Here is a 21,396-nt window from a genome sequence, read left to right as displayed (position 1 = left end):
GTGATTTATATGGCAGTAGGAGAATGGAAAACATTTTTAATACCATATGACCAGGCTGTAGAAGAATTAAAAGTGAAGTTTAGAAGTATACGAAAAGAATATAGAAAAAGAAATGAATATTCGCCAATAGAATTTGTTACAGGAAGAGTAAAAGAAATATCCAGTATATTGGAAAAGGCTAATAAATTTAATATACCACTTGATAGAATAAGATATGAAATAGAAGATATAGCAGGTATAAGAATTATGTGCCAGTTTGTGGATGATATAGACAAGGTAGTTAATATAGTGAGAAACAGAAAAGATATGGATATAATGTATGAAAAAGACTATATAGATAATGTAAAAGAAAGCGGGTACAGAAGTTATCACGTAATAATTAAATATCCAGTCAATATGGCAGAAGGCAAAATGGAAATATTGGCAGAATTTCAGATAAGAACATTGGCCATGAATTTTTGGGCTACTATAGAACATTCTTTGAATTATAAATATAAGCAAGATATTCCAGATCATATTAAACTGAAGCTTAAAAATGCTGCAGATGCTGCATTTCAGCTTGATGAACAAATGCTTCAAATTAAAGATGAAATAAAGGATGCTCAAAAGTTATTTGAAGTAAAATCCAATTTAGTTTCTGACATAATGAATAATATATTAACATTGTCATCCATGGGTAAGCTAGTTGAAGCAACAAGATACCAAGGTCAGTTAAATAAATTAATTGAAGAGGGAGAAGTATTTGAATTGGTAAATTTACTGAGAGCTACAGAAAAATTACTTAAAATTTATAAACAGTAGATATGAAAAACCACCAGTGGACTGGTGGTTAAGGTTTAACTACTATATTTACAAGCCTTCCTTTTACTACTATAACTTTTTTTATGTTTTTTCCCTCTAATAAAGGTTTAATATTATTATTAGATAGGGATAACTTTTTTATTTCTTCATCACTTGAATTTGTAGGTATATTTACCTTTGTTTTGATTTTGCCATTTATCTGAATGGCTATTTCTACTTCTTCCTTTATTAAGGCTTTAGGGTCAAATTCAGGCCATTTTTCATTGAATATAGAATAATTCTGTCCTAATGTCTCCCATTGTTCTTCTGCAAAATGAGGTGCAAAAGGAGCTATTATTTTTACAAAATCAAGTATAGTGTCTTTTAGGAGATATATATTTTTAATATCTTCCTGAATATATTTATAAAGTGAATTTGTAAATTCCATGATTCTAGCAATAGCTGTGTTAAATTGAAACTTTCCGGCATCTTCCGATACGGATTTTATTGAATAATTTCTTGAGTAATTCAATTCCTTTTCCGCAGTATCTATTGAATTTTTAAAGTTTTCATCACTATTTATAAGTTCTTTTATATTTCCTACAATTCTTTCAATTCTATCTACAAATTTACTCATGGATTTAATGCCGTCATCATTCCAAGCACCACCTTCAGCGTAATCAAATCCGAACATCAAGTACATTCTAAATACATCTGAGCCATATTTTTGTATGCAATCATCTGGGGATATGGTATTACCTTTGGATTTGCTCATTTTTTGACCATCAGGTCCAAGTATTAGTCCTTGATGTCTCAAAGATAAGAAAGGCTCATCAAAATTTAAAAATCCCATATCTCTAAGTGCTTTAGTAATAAACCTGGCATATAAAAGGTGCATACATGCGTGTTCAGGACCACCTACATACATATCCACGGGAAGTAGTTTATTTACTTTATCCTTATCAAAGGCTTTCTCTGTATTCTTATTATCAACATATCTTAAATAATACCAAGAAGAACATACAAATGTATCTAATGTATCTGCTTCTCTTTTTGCAGGTCCACCACAAATGGGACATTTGGTATTAATAAACTCTTCTGACTTTAGAAGAGGAGATTTTCCATCAGGAGAAAATTGTACATTATAAGGAAGTTCAACGGGTAAATCACTTTCTGGTACAGGAACTGTACCACATTTCTTACAGTATACTATAGGTATAGGTGTTCCCCAGTATCTTTGTCTGGATACAAGCCAGTCTCTCAACCTATAGTTTGTTTTTCCAGAACCTAAACCCATACTTTCCAATTCTTTAGTTACAGCTTCTTTACCTTCTGGAGTATATAATCCATTGAATTTACCACTATTTATCATATTGCCATATTCTATATGAGGTAAGGAAGAACCTCCTTCTATAACTCTTTCAATAGGTAATTTATATTTTGTAGCAAATTCGAAGTCTCTTTCATCATGAGCAGGAACTGCCATTACAGCACCTGTACCATAGGTGTTTAGTACATAATCTCCTATCCATATAGGAACTTTCCTGTTATTTATAGGGTTTATAGCATAAGAGCCTGAGAACACTCCTGTTTTTTCTCTGGTAATTGATTGTCTTTCAATATCAGTCTGTTTTTTAGCAGCTATTTTATAGTTCTCAACTTCTTCTTTATATTCATCTTTAGTAATACTGTCTACTAAATCATTTTCAGGAGATATAACTACGTAGGTAACGCCAAATAATGTGTCCACACGAGTAGTAAATACATTAAATTTCACATCAGAATCTACTACTTTAAAAGTTACGTTTGTGCCTGTAGATTTACCTATCCAGTGTCTCTGCATAGCTTTTGTCTTCTCAGGCCAATCTAGGGTATCAAGATCTTTAAGTAATTCCTCGGTGTAATCTGTGATTTTAAAAAACCATTGGGTTAAATCTTTTTTTGTGACTTCCGTACCGCAGCGTTCACATTCGCCTTCTTTTACTTGTTCGTTGGCAAGTACTGTATTGCAGCTGGGACACCAATTTACAGGAGCATTTTTCCTGTAGGCTAAACCATGTTTATGTAATTGGAGAAATAGCCATTGATTCCATTTATAGTAATCAGGGCGGCAGGTAACCACTTCATTTTCCCAATTAAACATAGCACCCATGGATTTAAGCTGTTTTTCCATGGTATCAATATTTTTTTCAGTAGAATCTTTTGGATGGATTCCAGTTTTTATGGCATAATTTTCAGCAGGAAGACCAAAGGCATCAAATCCCATAGGTTGGAATACATTGTATCCTTGCATTCTTCTCATTCTAGCCCAGGAGTCTACAGGTGCATAATTAAACCAGTGACCTGCATGTAAATTGCTGCCAGAAGGATAAGAGAACATTTCTAGAGTATATAATTTTTTGTTTGATTTTTTTTCATCAAATTTATAAATATTTGTTTGGTCCCATTTTTGTTGCCATTTTTTATCTGTTTTAGTACTGTACATAATATCTTCTCCTTTTACTTATGTTTTTATAGATTAAAGAGATTCTGATAAATTACATCAGATAAGAAACAGTAGGTTTTTAATAATTTTTATTGATACTTCCACATTTTTTTATTTCAGTATAGTTTTAGAATATAAAAAAGCTTTTCATCTCTCAGGATTACAAGAGACGAAAAGACTACTTTCCGCGGTACCACTCTAATTAAATCAATAAAATTGATTTCACTCAAAATAAATAACGGTTTCTACCGTATCTGATTTTGTTCAGATAAGGCTCTAAGGTGAGTTCATATTCTATTCACGCTGTTTTTCACCCTGCAACAGTTCTCTTTGGTGATATAAATACTACTATTCCTTCTTCAAAGCCCAGTATTGAATTATTTTACATTTTACAATAGTAATGAACTTCTTGTCAAGAGTTATTCTTTGATAGAGAAGTAAATTATAATTTTAAAATAATCTTAAAAGAGAACTCATAAAACAAGAGTTCTCTTTGGCTGCCCATGCTGGATTCGAACCAACAGATGCCTGTTCCAGAGACAGGTGCCTTACCATTTGGCGAATGGGCAATATTATGTGAATCTCAACACTAAATATTATATCATCATAAATTTATATGTCAATAGTTTCATTTTAATAAAGTTTAATTTATTTCAGAGCCTTTAGCATATATTTATTAATATAATTTATAAACAATGTTAATAAATAATCGTATATTAAAAATATTATTTGTATTCCTGCTATAATCAAGTATAAGTTAAACTTTATTTTTAAGAGTTCAGGGAAGAACAGGCTATATAACAAGAATAATATTAATAGACATAGATTAAAAAATAATAGTTTTAATATGATTTCAATAGGCAATTTTTTTATTTTTTCTATGTAGTATTTAACAAGTCCGTAAAGACCAAAAAATACTACATAGGATAATACTGCTCCCTTTAATCCGCATATAAGAAAAGATAATAGGGCAGTTGAGATATAATTTATAAAGGCTATTTTTTCATTTGTAATTATTACAGTTAAAGGGATAATAAATGAAGACAAGGTCAGTAAATAAGTTTTGTTTAAAGGAACTATTCCACTTAAATACACTAAAATAACGCCTATAGCAGTTAATAGGCTTCCCTTTGCAATATATGAGGAGTTACTAGAAATCCTAGCCATATTAAAACCCATCCTTTCTTTAAAATATTAACAGCCACCGCCACCACAATCACAAAGACAGTCAAGACAATACAAGGTGGCACAAATATTGCATATATCATCTCTTTTTCTAGTATCATAATAGGGCTGTCTATAAGAATTATTCATTCCTCTGAGTTTGTTAAGTGTATTTTGATATTTAAAGTTGTTAGGATCAAGACGACAAGCTGTGGTCAAATTATTATAAGCGTCATTATACCAGGCTCTTCTCATATTTAAAATTCCCATAAGATAGTGCCACTGGGCATCCCTGGTTTTAATTCCCATAAGTACTGATTCTGCACTTTGCATATTACCGTTGTAAATATCATTTTCCACAGATTGATAGATTGAGGAATTGGAGCCGCTGTAAGTATCATTATTTCTACTATTATATGTTCCATTTGATGGGTTTTTCATTAAATAATCATAAGCTTCGTTTATTTCTCTCATTTTATCTTCTGCCAAATCTTTAAGTGGATTGTTGCCGTATTGATCTGGATGATATCTCTTTGCCAGGGTTCTATAGGCTTTTTTTATGTCCTCTTGGGAAGCGGTTTCCTTTATTTCTAGTATTTCATATGGATTTTTCATTTTTGTAAACACCCCTTTTAAATACTCTATCCATTTTATCTAAAAGTCCATATTGCAGTATATTATAAATTAATTCTTTATTTTTTTTTATAGGAAGTTTATTAAAAATATTTGTGCATTGTGCTGCACAAGTTCCTAAAATAAAATCTATTCTAGGGGATATTTCTATTATAAAATTTTCATAACAAAGTTTATTTTCATTAAAGCACACATTTATTAAATTAAATTTGTTTTTTTTCATATCTTTTTTTAAGTCATCCAATGCATCTATGATATATATCCATTTTCCAAGATTATATCCGAGTAAGTACAAGTTTTCACCAGTAGTAGTAGAATTATTATAGGATTTTAATATAAATCCAGTGAGATCTCCAAAAGGATGGCATAAAGCGTCTATAGATAAGTTTTCTGGATTTCTTTCTAATGTGTATAAATGTTTTAATTTGTGGTTTATAGTATTAAAAATTTCTTTGAAGTCTTTTGGCATAGTATTTAAGTATCTTTTTAAGCACAGGGATATTATTCTGCCTTTTAAGGAATTTTCATCATAAATATCATCTAAAACTTTAAAATAGCTTAAAGATATGTTACAAAAAGCTGAATATTTTAAAGCAGCGTTATCTTTTAGAATAATTTTTTTATTTGCAGGATGGAGCAAACAACGTTTTTTTATATAAATTTGATTGTCATATTCTAGTGAATCTAAAAGTAAAGCTAAAAAAGTCATATCATAATTTAAAGAAACCCTAGGTATATTTCCTATATTATTTTTTATGGATATGCATAGTCCACAATAATAAGCCTTGAATTTTTCATAATCTTTTAGTTTGAGTTCCATCTTGCACGGGGTTACATAACCAAACATATAATTTTCCTATCTTTTTTTATTTTTGTCCAATATTTCATATATGGTTTCTGAGGTAGTGTCCTCTAAAGAATAGCCTAGCAAATTTACTATTTCATGAAGTTCCTGGTCATTTGTTGATTCTATTTCCAAATAGGGGAATGGACAAAAGGATTTTTCATTTATATCTATTTCAATTAAACTATTTTTATATCTATAACTTTCTCTATATTTTTTTATAGATTGTAATAATTTTAATCCAAGTGCTTCAAATATATTTTTTCCTGCATTCCCATTTAATATTTCTGTTTCATTTTCTTCCATTATTTTATATTTTTCCTGACTCAAAAGTTTTTTGATAGTCATATAATAATGAGTGGAATTATGTATTAAGTCCTCTACTGTTCTTATTCTAGCATATCCTTTATTTTTGATTAAAAGTCCATTTTCAAAATCATATATGTCATTTAGCTGGTTTTCCATCTTAACTCTTAAAGCATTGACTTTTTTTAATTTATTTCGTATGTCTTCAGGATGGATTTTTATTATTCGTGTTTCATATTCCTTCATAAAAGTTCACTCCATTTACAAAACTACTTATTTTGCATTATACCATAAAAGTCATTTGGCATAATTAATTTAATAAAATTTTTATTGCATAAAATAAAGAACTTTCCTGAATTTTGGAAAGTTCTATAATATAATTTTTATTCTAAGGAATTAGCTGAGCCTAAAACGTTGTCTATTTTATTTTCAACAACTTTTTGAATAGCATCTCTTCCAGCACCTAGATATTTTCTTGGATCAAAAATCTTTGGATTGTCTCCAAAAGTTTTTCTTATAGCGGCAGTCATGCTAAGTCTAAGATCTGTATCCATATTTATCTTACATACAGCCATACTAGAGGCTTTTCTAAGCATGTCTATAGGTATTCCTTTGGCATCAGCGATGTTTCCACCATATTTGTTGCAAGTTTCCACAGCCTTTGGATCTACAGCTGAAGCTCCATGAAGAACTATAGGAAAGTTCGGAAGGTTTTCCTGTATTTTTTCTAATATATCAAATCTTAATTTAGGTTTAAAGTTTGGAGGAAACTTAAAAGCTCCGTGAGATGTACCTATAGCTATAGCTAGAGAATCTACACCGGTTCTATTTACAAAGTCTACAGCTTGTTCTGGATCTGTGTATATATGATCAGAAGCAGATACTTCATCTTCAACTCCTGCCAGTACACCAAGTTCTGCCTCCACTACTATGCCGTGAGAATGAGAATATTCTACTACTTGTTTAGTTTGAGATACATTGTCTTCATAATCTAGATGTGAACCATCAAACATAACAGAAGTGAAGCCAGTTTCTATACATAATTTTACAGTTTCGAAATCTGGACCATGATCCAAATGGAGGGCAATATCTATACCAGTATTTTCTACAGCAGCATCTACCATAGCTTTTAAGTATTTTGGCCCTGCATATTTCATTGCACTTGCTGAACATTGTAGGATAACAGCAGAATTTTTAGCTTTAGCCCCGTTTACCACCCCTTGAATTATTTCCATATTGTTGATGTTAAATGCACCTATTGAGTAATGCCCTTTGTAAGCCTTTTCAAACATTTTTTTAGTAGTAACTAATGCCATTTCTTATTTCACCCTTTCAATAATAAAATATTTTAGGTATCTGAGAGTAAATATTAATTGCAAGATAATAGGTTTATTTTTAAAATAGATCCTTATATCAATTATTTAGTTGTTTCCAGATGCCTTTTTTAAAATATATATTCTTAATCTTATCTTAAATGCCAGTACTGCTAACAGGCAATTTCCATTATACATTAATACTTATTATTTTTCATAACTTAATTTTTAAAATTTTTTTAACTTGCTATTTATCTCCCATAAAAATTTAGGTAAACTATTATGGGGAAAATGTATTTTTTAGGTAAATAAATTATATATTAATTCCCAGATCTCTTGATATTAAGTATATGCTATATATTAGACGATATACTATAAACATAGCATATATACATTTATAGTATATCATAAATAATTTATTTTTACTACTATATCCATGAAGTGTATTTACTAGAATAAATTTGTCATATTCAATTGTTGCATATGAAGTATACTGTAAATTGAATTTTTTATTATATCCACAGAGATTAAAGCTTCTTCTTTATCTTTGTATGTTATATGGTGAACAAGTCTCCATAGTTCATTGTTAATATCGTCTATCTCATTATAATTAGCAAATATAGATAATTTAGAGGAATATTTTTTCCATTCTGTCATAAAATGTTGACAATTTTTATAGGATTCTTTCCAGTTGTTAGATTGAAGTGTTTGTTCTATTTTAGTATTTAGATTTTCTAATTTCATACAGACTGTATTTAAATATCTTATTGAGAATATTATGGAAAACAGCATTAAAATAAATATGGAGAAAGATATTATTGTGCTTTTCATTTAATCACATCCTAGTTACTTTTTTCTTTTAATTGATAATAAAATTTTCCCTTTGTATCTAAGATAGCTATTAATATATCCTTTGTAGAATGTATACTGTTTTTTTTCAACATATTATATAGCCAATCCTCGGTTTTTTCGGCTTTAATTAGATTTTTTGAATTTATTTTTCCATCTAATACCAGGGTTATAGGCAAGGTATCTTGTGTGGATTTTATTTTTAAATCCGATCTAGTTACAGGAGCAGATTCTGTTTTTGGTATAATAGATAGCTGCCCGCTGGTTTCAAGTATGGCATACTCCACATCAGCTAAATTATAATATCCTTGCATTCTAAGTTCTTCTATTAAATCATTCATGTTAAATTTTTCATTTTTTAATTCTTTTAAATTTGGTTTTCCTTTTTCAATTAATATACTAGGCCTTCCGTTAAAAAGTAATCTGATTTTTTCGCTTTTTAACTGACATAACCCCATTAAAGTTTGCAGCATTAAAAGTGTTATTATAGGTATTATGCCGTGAATTATAGAAACTCTGGTATCTTGCATTGGAAGAGAGGCCAATTCTGATATCATTATTGCTATGGCTAGTTCAAAAGGTTCCATTTCACCTATTTGTTTTTTTCCCATAAGACGCATAGATATAACTACCAGTAAATATAATACAATAGTTCTAAAGAGTATTGTAAACATAAAGAATCACCTTCTAAAATTTTATAGTTAATTATATTTTTACATTTAATATAGAAAATTATAAGTGAAATTAGCACAATTATAATTAAATATGAAGTATAATATATTACTAAGGAGTTGAAATTTGCATGGGTAATAAAGATATTGAATTGAAAAATAACTGTAGTGAACCTTTTTCACACAGAAAAGAGGATATTATGTTAAAATTAAAATTAAATAACAGGGATATATCAGTTCCATTTGGAACTAGTTTATATAAAATATTTAAAGATAATTATAACATTTGTAATGTACCTATAGTATTGGCAAAAGTAAATGGCAAGTATTATGAATTTACTAATTCTTTAAAGGAATCTGGAATATTTGAAATTGTGGATATAAAGGATACATTGGGCAACAAGACTTATATAAGAACACTTCAATTTGTGCTTATAAAAGCTGTATACGATTTATTTCCAGAAGCTAGGGTGATTGTAGAACATTCATTAGGTAAGGGCATATTTGGAGAAATTCATAAGAGTACACTCCTCTCTAAAGAAGATATAGAACTTATAAAGTGTAAAATGGATGAAATAATAAAAAAAGATATATGTATAAGAAAAGTGGAAATGAAAAAAGAGGATGCTATAGAAATTTTCAAGAGTTATAGAATGGAAGATAAAATACTGCTTTTAAAGCACATAAATGCAGAAAAAGTAAAATTGTATGAATTGGATGGAAGATATGATTATTTTTATGGTTCCATGGCATTTTCTACAGGTATATTAAAACTATATGATATTATGTATTATGAACCAGGATTTATACTTAGATATCCTATAGAGTCAGATCCTCACAGTTTACCCGAATTTTTGGAATATAAAAAATTGAGTAATATATTTTATGAAACCAAGCAGTGGGATAATATATTAGATGTAGGAAATGTAGGTGCACTGAATGATAAAGTAAAAAGCAATGAAATTATAGACATGATAAGAGTAGCTGAAGCACTTCATGAGAAAAAAATTGCATATATAGCAGATATGATATCTGATAGAAATGAAATAAAAGTTGTATTAATTGCAGGGCCAAGTTCCTCAGGAAAAACTACCTTTGCAAAAAGGCTTTCTATACAGCTAAGGGTAAATGGAATTAAACCGGTTCCAATTTCTTTAGATGATTATTTTGTAGACAGAAAGAATACTCCTAAAGATGAAAATGGTAATTATGATTTTGAATCCATATATGCCCTGGACTTGAAACTCTTTAATGAACATTTGGAATATCTGATGGAAGGTAAAAAAATTGAAATTCCATCCTTTGATTTTAAAGAAGGCAAAAGGGTATGGAATGGAAGACAAATAGAACTTCCGCAAAATGGAGTGATTGTAATTGAAGGAATACATGGATTAAATGAAATATTAACTTCTTCAATAGATGTAAAAAACAAGTTTAAAATATATATAAGTGCTCTTACACAGTTAAATTTGGATAATCACAATAGGATAGCTACTACAGATGTAAGAATAATAAGGAGAATGGTAAGGGATTTCTTTTATAGAGCATTTAGTGGAGAGGATACTTTGAAAATGTGGCATTCTATAAGAAAAGGAGAGGAAAAAAATATATTTGTATTTCAGGAAAATGCTGATATTATGTTTAATTCTACGCTGGTGTATGAGCTTTGTGTATTGAAAAATTATGCATTAGAGGAACTGACAAAAATAAAGAGTTCCAGTCCTGTATATTATGAAGCATTAAGGCTTGAAAGCTTTTTGCACTTTTTTAAATCTGTAGATTTGAAGTTTGTTCCTGATAATTCTATTTTAAGAGAGTTTATAGGAGGAAGTTGTTTTTATAGTGAATAATGTATAATTAACGGTAATAATTACTTTGTATTGCATGATTAAATGAGAACTTTGTGGAATTAAATTATAAAATAAATGCATTTTTACAATTGCGTAGGTTGCAATATGTTATAAATTAAGTAAATAAAAAATATATTGACTTTTAATGATGTGTATATTATACTCAAATTAGAATGATAGGCATTTTGTAATATGTTTTTATAAGATTGAGTAGTATTTTTTTTGCCAAGTGTTGTTATTATTTTAACAAGCAATTATATTTATATTCTCACCTATCCGTATGAGGTTAATGGGGAAGGTGTCTTTATTTAAAAGATTAAATAATAAAATTTTTGAAGGGTGGTTTTAAAAATGGTTTTTAAAAATTGGCAAGATCTTTATAAAAGTAAAATTGTTAGTGAAGATGAGGCTGTATCTAAGATAAGCTGTGGAGATAGGGTGGTTTTCGGTAATGCCTGCGAAGCATCATTATTTCTTCTTGATGCATTAGCTAAAAATAAGGAAAAATATAAGAGTGTAGAGTTATATAACATGATACCTATGACCAAAAATGAGCCATATGTTCAAGAAGGGTTAGAGAAATATATTCATTATAATTCTTTGTTTGCAGGAGGCGGAACAAGAGAAGCCCTAAGTTCAGGTAGAGCAGATTATATTCCATGTTTTTTTCACGAAATACCAAGATTATTTAAAGAAAATTATATACCGGTAGATGTATCGCTTATTAAAGTAAGTAAACCTGATGCACATGGATTCTGTAGTTATGGGGTATCCACAGATTATATAAAGGCTGCTACAGAAAATGCTAAGCTTGTAATTGCAGAAGTAAATGAAAATATGCCAAGAGTTTTAGGAGATAATTTTATACACATTTCTGATATTGATTACATAGTGGAAAATTCAGATCCAATAGCTGAGTTAAAACCTCCAAAGATAACGGATATAGAAAAGACAATAGGAAGAAATTGTGCATCACTTATAGAGGATGGTTCTACACTTCAACTTGGAATAGGGGCTATTCCTGACGCAGTACTTTTATTCTTAAAGGATAAGAAAGATTTGGGTATACATTCAGAAATGATATCTGATGGTGTTGTGGAATTAGTTGAAGCAGGAGTAATTACAAATAAGAAGAAATCACTTCATCCAGGAAAAATAATCGTTACCTTCTTGATGGGAACACGAAGACTATATGATTTTGTTGATAATAATCCTATGGTGGAAGCTTATCCTGTAGATTATGTAAATGATCCTAAAGTAGTTATGAAGAATTCTAAGCTAGTGTGTATAAATTCTTGCGTAGAAATAGATTTAATGGGACAGGTATGTGCTGAAAGTGTTGGAATGAGACAGATAAGTGGTGTAGGTGGACAAGTTGACTTTATGAGAGGGGCTAGTATGGCTGATGGAGGAAAATCTATCCTTGCTATAACATCTACCGCAGGAGGAGGAAAGGTTTCAAGAATAGTTCCGTTTTTAAGTCAAGGAGCTGCAATTACAACCTCAAGAAATGATCTTCAATATGTTATTACAGAGTATGGTATTGCTTCTCTTAAAGGTAAAACGTTGAAACAAAGAGCTAAAGAACTTATAAAGGTTGCACATCCTGATTTTAGAGATGGATTAAAGGATGAATTTGAAAAGAGATTTAGATGTAAGTATTAAACTTATTTTAAAGGTATAAAATAATAATATATTAAAGAGTGTATTTTTATAGATAAAAGCCATGTGCATAAAAGGTATCTCCTTTATACATGGCTTTTATCTATGAGACTATTTTTATTTTTATCATTAATTCCTTTCTTTAATTAGCATGATTTATATCAAATAATAATATAGTTATATTAGTTGTAAGATAATACATTAGAAAATATAAATCAATTACAGTATTTAGATGAATTATATTATGACAAGTTTAAGATAGGGTGATAAATATGTCTCATAGAAAATTAATGGAGGAGTATTATTGTGATATAAATAATTTGACAGATTTATTATCTAAATTATCTAATAATTACAGGCTGCTTATAGGGGGTGCTGGAGAGATGAATTCTATGGCAGTATCTCATAAAAAGGATATTAAAGATGCACTGCACAGGGCAAATAAACTGGGGGATATAATTGATAAAGTATTAAATGTATTGGAAAAGTCTGCTGGAGGATATGTGGATTATTGTAAAATAAGAGCTGAAATCATGAAGGGAAAAATGTTGGTTGAATACATAGAAACTGAAATAAATGAAGAATTGTTTTTAAATAGTTTGGATGATTTAGAAGATGATAATGATGATATGGGGGATATAAAAGAAGATTAGGCACAATAATTTTCACCTAATCTTTTATTTGATTTTAATTGAAATTAAACTTTTTTAAACTTATAATTAGATATCATAAGATAAGAAAGTGCCATGATAAGTATAATTGTAATTTCAAAAGGGATAGGGTGATTTAAAGTAAGTAAACAATAAAGGGATATAAACATACCTGTAAAAGTTATAGGAATACCCACAAATTCCCCGTTAAAATCATTAACATTAAACCTAGCCAGTCTATAAGCACCAGATATTGGCAGCAGCAGCACTAATAAATACCCCAATAATCCCAACTGTGAAAAATTATAAATATTAAAAACCAATACAGAAGGGGCTACGCCGAATGAAACCAAATCTGCAAGTGAATCTAATTCTTTACCTAAGTTGCTAGAAACATTTAAAAATCGGGCAATTCGTCCATCATACCTATCGGCTAAACATGCCAGTAATATAAATACACCAGCCCATATATAATTTTCTTCAAAAGACATCATTAGAGACATTACACCACAACTGAGATTTGTAAATGTGAATACATTAGGTACAGAACTTTTGGCTATTTTAGCCATTGTAATCACTCCTTAAAATAAAAAATATTTTTTATTGTTTTAAATGAGTAAAAAGTATATAATTACATAAGCTAATTATAACCTATTTTAATAAATTAGTTAAGTAAAATATAATATATATTATATTTATATACATACATGAGTACATTATTTACAAAAATAATGTAGAGTTATTAATATAAATTTTTGTTAGAGGGATAGTTAAAAGTTTATGATATATAATAAAAAAAATATTTTGAAATATGTAGTAAATGTTTCATTGATTATACTGATTATAATTATAATATTTAAAAATAAAAAATACTTGAGTTATATAAATGCAGAAAGTATTAAAATGTATATACAAAGTTATGGTGAACTATCAGTTCTGATTTTTCTTTTAATTTACATGTTAAGGCCCATAGTATTTGTTATACCTGCATCTTTGATGTCTATTATTGCAGGGAATATTTTTAATTATTATGTAGCCGTATTGTTAAGCATGATTGGGTGTTTTGGCTCTGCTACCATAGCTTTCTTTTTAGCTAGGTTTTTGGGACGTTCGTTTGTAGACAAGTATTTGAAAGGAAAGGCTTTGAAATTAAATAAAAACATAGAAAAATATGGTTTTAAGATTATGGCTATGATGAGACTTTGTTTTGTATTTCCATATGATCCTTTAAGTTATAGTGCGGGACTTACAAAAATTAAATATAGAGATTTTATTTTAGGAACTTTAATAGGGGTTTTTCCAGAAATTATAGCTTATTCTTTAATGGGAAAACATCTAGGAAGTCCTTTTTCCCTTAAATTTATTGTACCTGTCATAATTATCTTTATAGTAGCTTTTATTTCAATTTATATATATAAAAAGAATAAAAGTACCAGTATTTATAAGTAATATAGTTCTTTAAATTAGGAAATAATAATTTTTGAAATCTAAAGTTTAAAGAGGTGTTATTATGAAAGTTAAAAATGTAATGACTAAGTCAGTAGCTAGTTTAACCCCGGATGATACCATAGATAAGGCAGCACAGGCTATGATAGAGAATAATATAGGTTCTTTGCCAGTATGTCAACAAGGAAAAATTATAGGAATTTTGACCGATAGAGATATATCAACAAGAGCCATGGGAAGTAAAAATCCTAATTCCAAAACAGTAAGAGATATTATGTCATCAAATCCAGTAACAGCATCACCGGATATGGATATTCAAGATGTTTCTAGAATAATGAGTGAAAGACAGATAAGAAGAATTCCGGTGGTAGAAAATAGTAACGTAGTTGGCATAGTATCTCTAGGTGATCTGGCAATAAATCCTAAATCCAACAGCCAGGCAGGAGATGCCTTAAGCAGTATATCAGAACCTACTAACTCACAATTTTAGAGATTAACAATTTGTAAATAAATCCACAAGAATTACAACTAATCTTGTGGATTTGTTGTTTGTGGTGATATAATTATGATACACTATACATTTAACAGTAAGGTTTTATCTGAACGTTGCCATTGCTAATACTCCAATCGGGAGATAAGCACTGCTATACGCTTGGATAAGTTCTTCTAAGGCTCAGATGGAGATAAATATTTCTCTATGGTAAATTTTACCTGGGCATTTAAATAACTTTATCATTTAGGAGAGTTAAATATGAATAAAGTAAAATTTATTTATAATCCATATTCCGGGGAAAGAACTATAGTATATAATATAGAAAACGTTATTAGGATACATCAAAAATATGGATATCAAATAATACCTTTTAGAGTTAGTTTTGAATTTAGTATGAAAGAGGCTTTTAAAGATATAGATAAGAGCTATAAATATATATTGGTGGCTGGAGGAGATGGAACAGTAGATACTGCTGTAAACTATATGAAAAGATTAAATATAAATATACCTATAGCTATACTTCCTGTGGGAACTGCTAATGATTTTGCCAAATTTATAGGTATGTCAGAAAATATTGAAGAAGCTTGTGAACAGATAGTAAACAGCATTCCTAAAAAGTTGGATTTAGGAAAGGTAAATGATAAGTATTTTATAAATGTAGCTAGTACGGGTTTGTTTACAGATGTATCTCAAAAAACAGATGTGAATTTAAAAAATACCATTGGAAAGCTGGCTTATTATGTAAAGGGATTGGAGCAACTTACCAATCTCAGAAAATTGAAAGTAAGGGTAAAATCTGAAAATGCTATTTTTGAAGGAAATATGTATCTCATGTTAATATTTAATGGTCAGACAGCAGGTAATCTTAAATTTGCATATAAAGCTGAAATAGATGATGGATTACTGGACATAATTATAATAAAAGCGGGAATTATAAAGGATACTATTGCCCTTTTTATAAAAATGTTGAGAGGCGATCATCTGGAAAATACAACAGGTCTTTTATATTTTAAATCAAATAAAATAGAAGTATACTGTGAGGAAGGTATAGTAACTGATATAGATGGGGAAAGGGGACCGGATTTTCCTCTTATGGTAGAATGTATAAAAGGTGGATTAGAGGTTTTGGGAATACAGAAGAAATTATAATTTCAATAAGTTTTTACTTAAAAATAGTAATATGAATAGGGTAATAATAATAAATATAATTTAGGATACTACTAAGAACAAGGAGGATCTATGGCAATTTATATTTTTCTATTACCTATTGTATTTTTATTGCTAATTCAGGGCTTGATCTGGGTTAAGTTCTTACCTTATAAAATAAAGGTAATAAGTCTTATTGTTATTACAGCTATGCTATTTAGGTATATTTCCATATTTATTATGCTTTTTGATACTAATATGGAGTATTTATATATGCTTAAAATTCCTTTTTTTTTAAATCTAATTGCAATTCCTATAATTGCATTCACCATATTATATATTTTTATAAGAAAAAATAATATTAAATTTTATTATATATTTATAGTATCTTCAGTTTTGACATTATTGTATGTTTTTATTATGTATAATTGTAGGGCTATATTGCAGAGTGTAGAAGAATCTGCATACACATTAGTTTTTTTACAGCATATGTATATATATTGGACATACATAGTATTTAATACTTTGATAGTATTCTTTATAATAGGATTTGTTAATAAAAAAAGCAGCAGTAGATTAGGAATATATTTGGTATTGGCAGCAGCCTCCGTAACTGTAATAGAATCCATACTGTGGGTTGTAGGGATAAAGATTTTAACAGAGAATATAATTGGAGATATATTTTGGGTTATTGCGTTAATTTATGCTTTGAATAAGGTTAAAAAGAATTATAATACCTGGGTAAATTAATATTGGCTTTTAAGATAATTGAAGTTATAGTATGATATATGCCAGTAAAATGAGTAAATTTAAAATAAATTTCTGTAATGGGTAAATATAAATAAATTTTATATTTACTGTTGCATTTCAATGAATTTGTAATATAATTATAGTATACGATAAAATTATATATTTTATTATGTTAGGTGAGGCTCCTATATAGACATATGCTGCTGCCCGGAAACATCGAGAGATGCCAATGGGTCAACAGGTACTACCGAATTAAGGTTTTACTTAATGCAGCTGGACTATCGGTCTAAAGCTATATAGTGCTAAAACTCAGACGATTTAAAAAGTTTTAGTTTAATAAGGGCCCCTTTAGGGCTTTTTTTAATTTGTTTTGCATATGTTTGAATTTTTTAATTTAGGTGGTGTGTTAAATGGAAAACGGACCTTATGGAGGTCGGTGTATCTTAAAACAAAAATTGAAAAATATATAGAGAAGTGTTTCAAATAAGTGGCTGTATTAATTTTTATGAAATATTTCTCTGTATATTAGAGGAGGAATATTTATGAAAAAATTATCTAGCTTCTTTTTGAGCAAAATTCTCTACAGGAAGATCTATGATGAATTTAATGAATATGTAGGAAGATTGTATGATATTTATGTATCTGTTGATGATGGAATACCAAGAGCCATAGGATATAAGGTAAAAAAAAAGTCGGAGATATATAATTGTGAGTGTAAAAATATAAATTTCTATGAAGACAATGACAAGGTAGTAATAAAAGGAGAAGGAATAAGAGAAATAATACTTCAGAAGTATTCTTATCTTTTGTCAAAGCATTTATTAGATAAACAGATAGTAGATATTAATGGCAAAAAGCTTGTAAAAGTAAATGATATAAGAATTACAGAAATAGCAGGAGAATATAGAGTTGTAGCTGTAGATACCGGAATTTTAGCTTTAGGCAGAAGGTTTGGCATTGAGAAGTTTGTGAGGAAATGTTATGGTTTTTTCGGCAAAAAACCTGAAGACAGCTTAATAATATGGAATAATGTAGAGTCACTGGAGGTTATAGATAATAATCTTAAGTTGTGTATACCCTATAAAAAATTATCTAAGCTTCATCCTGCGGATTTAGCAGATATATTAGAAGACATGGATATAAACTATAGAAAGAGAGTCTTTGAGAGTTTAGATGAAAATTTGGCAGCAGACACTTTGGAGGAAATAGATCCTGAAATACAAGTAGATATTTTGGAAAACTTAAGTCAATCTAAAAGGGATGAGGTATTATATAATATGCCTAACGATGAAATAGCAGATATTTTAGAGGAAGCAGATGAAGAAACTGTTGAGGAGATACTTATTAATATGAAAAAAGAAGACTCAGAGGAAGTAAAGGAACTTATGGGTTATGGAAAAGAAACTGTTGGGAGTATAATGAATAAAGATTTCATTTCTTTTAATATAAACATAACAGTGAAGGAAACTATTGAACTTTTGAAGGAAATCAAACCGGAAGATGAAGTATCCTATTATATATATATTATTAATGATAAACAAAAACTTCAAGGGGTGATATCTCTCAAAGATTTAATATTATCAAACTTTGAAGATAGGTTAAAGGATATAATGGAATGTAGTATATCTACCATAAACCATAATGAAAATATAGATAAAGCTATAGAAATTTGCTCAAAATATAATCTTTTTTCGTTACCGGTATTAGATGATGAGGAAAAACTCTGTGGTATAGTAATAATGAATGATATAGTGGAGGACATATTAATACCTAATTGGAAAAAAAGGTTGAGAAAGGTAGGGTAATCAGTATCATTATTCAAATTTTTAGAAAATACTATTAAAGTCACTGGAATAGTGAAATTAATAGTATTTTTTTATGTATTTTTTACTGCATATATGAGCAAACTAAATTTGCATAATAAAATTTCAAAAGGAGAGTTGCTAGTATGGGTAGGAAAATTATGAAAATGAAAATACAATTAATATTGATACTTATTATAATATTTACATATATATCTACTTCGTTGTTTTTACTTCCCTATGGAAATGCGGTAAAAGCCATAGCCTATTATTATGGGTCAAGGGGAGATGTAGTCATGAAAATACAGACAAAACTCAGAGATTGGGGATATTATAATGGAAGTGTAGATGGAATATATGGATATCAAACTTATACTGCAGTAAAATATTTTCAATCTAAGAATGGATTAAATGCAGATGGAGTAGTAGGAGATGCTACTTTGTCAGCCCTGGCTATAAATGTGAGTAGTAGTTCATCTGGAGGTGAAAGCAATAATCAGGATGTAATGCTGCTGGCACGACTTATAAATGGTGAAGCCAGAGGAGAACCTTATGAAGGGCAAGTTGCAGTTGGAGCTGTGATTTTAAACAGAACAAGGGATCCAAAGTTTCCATCTACCTTGGCAGGAGTGATTTATCAACCGGGAGCATTTACTGCGGTGGTAGATGGCCAGGTGCATGCCAATATGCAACAGAGTTCCATAAATGCCGCCAGAGATGCTTTAAACGGGTGGGATCCTTCAGAAGGTGCAATGTATTATTTTAATCCTTCTACTGCCACTAGTTCATGGATATGGTCAAGACCTCTAATTAAAATTATAGGTAAACATAGATTTTGTAGATAAAAATATATTTTGATTTTAATTTTCACCAGTATATTAATATGCATCATAATTGAGTATAATAAAATTATGAAATTGTAAAAATAATATATTGGGAGTGATTAAAGGATGTTTCATTTTCTAAAGAAAAATTTTGAATTAACTGCCCCAATTGATGGAGAAATAATAGATTTATCACGAGTGCCAGATCAAATATTTTCAGGAAGAATGGCCGGGGATGGTGTTGCAATTAATACTACTGGAGATATAGTTCTGGCTCCTGCAGATGGAACTGTAATTCTCATACTTAAGACAAATCATGCCTTTGGAATGGCTCTAAAAAATGGAACTGAAATATTAGTGCATATAGGTGTTGATACTGTGGAATTAAATGGGGAAGGATTAGAAAGTCTTGCAGAGGAGGGGGCACATGTAAAGGTTGGGGAACCTATAATAAAGTTAGATAGAAAGTTTATAGAAGAAAAAGGATATTCTCTTATAACTTCAGTTATTATAACAAATTCAGAGATTGTTAAAGATATAAAATATAATGTGGGTAAAATTGTTAAGGCCGGGAAGGATCAGCTGATTGGATATAAGTTAAAGTGAAAATAGCAGGTTTAATAGTGATGGTACTAAAAATTAATAAAAAACAGAAAGTCAAAATAGTGGAATTTTCGACAATATTGTTTAATAAAAATTGTTAATAAGTTGTATATAAGTATATATATTCTTATATAACCGTAGGTACAAGATTTTTATTGTCATATATAAGGGATAATTTATAATTTCATTAATCTATGAACTGACACATTTTTTTTATAGTATATGTTAATATAATTTTAATAATATTATTACTGTAAATAATTATGGGGGAGGTATTGATTTATGGTAGTAGAGAATTTTATTTCCACGGAAGTAGTAGAAAATACAAAGTATGTATATTTTTATAGATTACTTAAGGGAAAAACGATTATAACTTATGAGAAAGAGTCAATAGAAGTTCAATCCTATGGCATAGAAGTGGAAAGACAGGACATGTTGAATGAAGAATTAGTGAATGTACAGAGAGATTGCATAGAACATATAAGTCCATACAGGCATAAGGTACATAATCTAATAAGATTATTATATGAAAATAAAGTATCACCATTACATTTAATTGATATAACAGGTGATTATGTAGATAGATATATTTTAGATTTTGAAAGAGAAGTAAAATATATAGCGGCATATTAAATTTAATAAAAAAGAGGAGAAATCCTCTTTTTTAATTATATATTCTGAGTTCGAAAAAAATAAAATACAATTTTGTGTAAATATAGATATAGAAAATCTAAAAAATAATTTAACTACAAATGAAGAAATAATTTAACATTTATTTACATTTAAAGTGATATTGTGACTAAGCTAAATAAGGATGTTTGTCCAATTTCAAAGAAGGCTTTTTAGGAAGATAACCTTTGTCCCCGAATAATTTCCCGTAAAGTTCTTTTGAGAGTTGTTCTATTACCTCTATATTCCTGTCATCTACATTTCTAGGTGTCAGATAGAAAGAAAGAATTTCACCCCTGTCATTTATGACAAGATGAAGTTTGAAGCCATAAAACCACCCTGTTGAACTCTTTTCCCTTTCTGCAATTCCTTTAAAAACCTTGTGGGAATGTATTCTCCTATTATGACATACATCTAAAGTGGTGGAATCAATAAAAGAAATTCCTGTACACTTGC

At 29.1% G+C, this 21,396-nt stretch carries 21 protein-coding genes, 1 tRNA gene, 1 pseudogene, 1 riboswitch and 1 other annotated feature; of the genes and pseudogenes, 12 read left to right on the top strand and 11 right to left on the bottom strand.

Annotated features, from left to right (window positions below):
* Nucleotides 1-9: 9 nt before the first annotated feature.
* On the top strand, nucleotides 10-801 hold the full coding sequence (locus V7Q02_RS08905) for a GTP pyrophosphokinase (protein ID WP_333860658.1): 792 nt from the start codon (nucleotides 10-12) through the stop codon (nucleotides 799-801).
* Between the two features lie 28 nt (nucleotides 802-829).
* Here V7Q02_RS08905 and leuS read toward each other — a convergent pair whose 3' ends face one another.
* From leuS to V7Q02_RS08860, 9 genes are all read right to left on the bottom strand, one after another.
* Nucleotides 830-3,265 carry a leucine--tRNA ligase gene (gene leuS / locus V7Q02_RS08900; RefSeq protein ID WP_333860657.1) on the bottom strand — a complete coding sequence of 812 codons (2,436 nt, stop codon included), beginning with the start codon at nucleotides 3,263-3,265 and terminating at the stop codon, nucleotides 830-832.
* Between the two features lie 162 nt (nucleotides 3,266-3,427).
* Nucleotides 3,428-3,637: a binding site (T-box leader), on the bottom strand.
* Nucleotides 3,638-3,759: 122 nt separating this feature from the next.
* Nucleotides 3,760-3,834 (bottom strand) — tRNA-Gln (locus V7Q02_RS08895).
* Nucleotides 3,835-3,913: 79 nt separating this feature from the next.
* The gene (locus V7Q02_RS08890; RefSeq protein ID WP_333860694.1) at nucleotides 3,914-4,432 is read right to left on the bottom strand and encodes a hypothetical protein; all 519 of its coding nucleotides are present in this window, start codon (nucleotides 4,430-4,432) and stop codon (nucleotides 3,914-3,916) included.
* 27 nt (nucleotides 4,433-4,459) lie between these two features.
* A complete protein-coding gene (locus V7Q02_RS08885; protein WP_333860656.1) occupies nucleotides 4,460-5,044 on the bottom strand; it encodes a J domain-containing protein in 585 nt (194 codons plus the stop codon).
* Nucleotides 5,028-5,909, bottom strand: a complete 882-nt coding sequence (locus V7Q02_RS08880) for a DUF5685 family protein (RefSeq protein WP_333860655.1) — start codon at nucleotides 5,907-5,909, stop codon at nucleotides 5,028-5,030. The genes V7Q02_RS08885 and V7Q02_RS08880 overlap by 17 nt, the downstream gene beginning before the upstream one ends.
* A 9-nt stretch (nucleotides 5,910-5,918) precedes the next feature.
* Nucleotides 5,919-6,458 (bottom strand): class IV adenylate cyclase, encoded by a 540-nt coding sequence (locus V7Q02_RS08875; RefSeq protein WP_333860654.1) that lies wholly within the window; start codon nucleotides 6,456-6,458, stop codon nucleotides 5,919-5,921.
* Between the two features lie 137 nt (nucleotides 6,459-6,595).
* Nucleotides 6,596-7,528: a class II fructose-1,6-bisphosphate aldolase gene (gene fba, locus V7Q02_RS08870; protein WP_333860653.1), complete on the bottom strand. Its 933-nt coding sequence runs from the start codon at nucleotides 7,526-7,528 to the stop codon at nucleotides 6,596-6,598.
* Nucleotides 7,529-7,975: 447 nt separating this feature from the next.
* Nucleotides 7,976-8,356, bottom strand: coding sequence for a DUF4363 family protein (locus V7Q02_RS08865; protein ID WP_333860652.1), 381 nt, complete (start codon nucleotides 8,354-8,356; stop codon nucleotides 7,976-7,978).
* 11 nt (nucleotides 8,357-8,367) lie between these two features.
* Complete coding sequence (locus V7Q02_RS08860) at nucleotides 8,368-9,048, bottom strand: DUF421 domain-containing protein (RefSeq protein ID WP_333860651.1); 681 nt, start codon at nucleotides 9,046-9,048, stop codon at nucleotides 8,368-8,370.
* Nucleotides 9,049-9,245: 197 nt separating this feature from the next.
* Between V7Q02_RS08860 and V7Q02_RS08855 the strand changes: the two genes are divergently transcribed.
* From V7Q02_RS08855 to V7Q02_RS08845, 3 genes are all read left to right on the top strand, one after another.
* Nucleotides 9,246-10,895: a nucleoside kinase gene (locus tag V7Q02_RS08855; protein ID WP_333860693.1), complete on the top strand. Its 1,650-nt coding sequence runs from the start codon at nucleotides 9,246-9,248 to the stop codon at nucleotides 10,893-10,895.
* A gap of 351 nt (nucleotides 10,896-11,246) precedes the next feature.
* Nucleotides 11,247-12,560 (top strand): acetyl-CoA hydrolase/transferase family protein, encoded by a 1,314-nt coding sequence (locus V7Q02_RS08850; protein WP_333860650.1) that lies wholly within the window; start codon nucleotides 11,247-11,249, stop codon nucleotides 12,558-12,560.
* Between the two features lie 269 nt (nucleotides 12,561-12,829).
* Nucleotides 12,830-13,210, top strand: coding sequence for a hypothetical protein (locus V7Q02_RS08845; RefSeq protein WP_333860649.1), 381 nt, complete (start codon nucleotides 12,830-12,832; stop codon nucleotides 13,208-13,210).
* Between the two features lie 44 nt (nucleotides 13,211-13,254).
* On the opposite strand, the gene pssA is transcribed toward V7Q02_RS08845, so the two are convergent.
* Nucleotides 13,255-13,776, bottom strand: coding sequence for a CDP-diacylglycerol--serine O-phosphatidyltransferase (gene pssA / locus V7Q02_RS08840; protein ID WP_333860648.1), 522 nt, complete (start codon nucleotides 13,774-13,776; stop codon nucleotides 13,255-13,257).
* Between the two features lie 211 nt (nucleotides 13,777-13,987).
* On the opposite strand from pssA, the gene V7Q02_RS08835 reads away from it, so the two are divergent.
* The 8 genes from V7Q02_RS08835 to V7Q02_RS08800 all read left to right on the top strand — a co-directional run bounded on the left by V7Q02_RS08835 (nucleotide 13,988) and on the right by V7Q02_RS08800 (nucleotide 20,904).
* Nucleotides 13,988-14,656, top strand: a complete 669-nt coding sequence (locus tag V7Q02_RS08835; RefSeq protein ID WP_373844824.1) for a TVP38/TMEM64 family protein — start codon at nucleotides 13,988-13,990, stop codon at nucleotides 14,654-14,656.
* Between the two features lie 61 nt (nucleotides 14,657-14,717).
* Entirely contained in the window at nucleotides 14,718-15,143 is a 426-nt protein-coding gene (locus tag V7Q02_RS08830; RefSeq protein ID WP_333860646.1) for a CBS domain-containing protein, read from the top strand.
* A 261-nt stretch (nucleotides 15,144-15,404) separates the two neighbouring features.
* On the top strand, nucleotides 15,405-16,295 hold the full coding sequence (locus tag V7Q02_RS08825; RefSeq protein WP_333860645.1) for a YegS/Rv2252/BmrU family lipid kinase: 891 nt from the start codon (nucleotides 15,405-15,407) through the stop codon (nucleotides 16,293-16,295).
* 90 nt (nucleotides 16,296-16,385) lie between these two features.
* Entirely contained in the window at nucleotides 16,386-17,042 is a 657-nt protein-coding gene (locus tag V7Q02_RS08820; protein ID WP_333860644.1) for a hypothetical protein, read from the top strand.
* A gap of 161 nt (nucleotides 17,043-17,203) precedes the next feature.
* A riboswitch (M-box (ykoK) riboswitch) is annotated at nucleotides 17,204-17,370 on the top strand.
* 214 nt (nucleotides 17,371-17,584) lie between these two features.
* Nucleotides 17,585-18,847, top strand: coding sequence for a magnesium transporter MgtE N-terminal domain-containing protein (locus tag V7Q02_RS08815; RefSeq protein WP_333860643.1), 1,263 nt, complete (start codon nucleotides 17,585-17,587; stop codon nucleotides 18,845-18,847).
* A gap of 143 nt (nucleotides 18,848-18,990) precedes the next feature.
* The gene (gene sleB, locus V7Q02_RS08810) at nucleotides 18,991-19,689 is read left to right on the top strand and encodes a spore cortex-lytic enzyme (RefSeq protein WP_333860642.1); all 699 of its coding nucleotides are present in this window, start codon (nucleotides 18,991-18,993) and stop codon (nucleotides 19,687-19,689) included.
* A gap of 105 nt (nucleotides 19,690-19,794) precedes the next feature.
* On the top strand, nucleotides 19,795-20,274 hold the full coding sequence (locus V7Q02_RS08805) for a PTS sugar transporter subunit IIA (protein ID WP_333860641.1): 480 nt from the start codon (nucleotides 19,795-19,797) through the stop codon (nucleotides 20,272-20,274).
* Between the two features lie 279 nt (nucleotides 20,275-20,553).
* Nucleotides 20,554-20,904, top strand: coding sequence for a DUF6514 family protein (locus tag V7Q02_RS08800; RefSeq protein WP_333860640.1), 351 nt, complete (start codon nucleotides 20,554-20,556; stop codon nucleotides 20,902-20,904).
* A 205-nt stretch (nucleotides 20,905-21,109) separates the two neighbouring features.
* Here the strand turns inward: V7Q02_RS08800 and V7Q02_RS08795 are convergent.
* Nucleotides 21,110-21,396, bottom strand: a pseudogene (locus V7Q02_RS08795) (transposase); the annotation flags it as partial.

Origin of the sequence: Clostridium sp. (assembly GCF_036781005.1) — a bacterium.
Classification (GTDB): domain Bacteria; phylum Bacillota; class Clostridia; order Clostridiales; family Clostridiaceae; genus Clostridium_B.
Note: the sequence above shows the minus strand (reverse complement) of the source record. Positions and strands in the feature narration are given on the sequence as shown.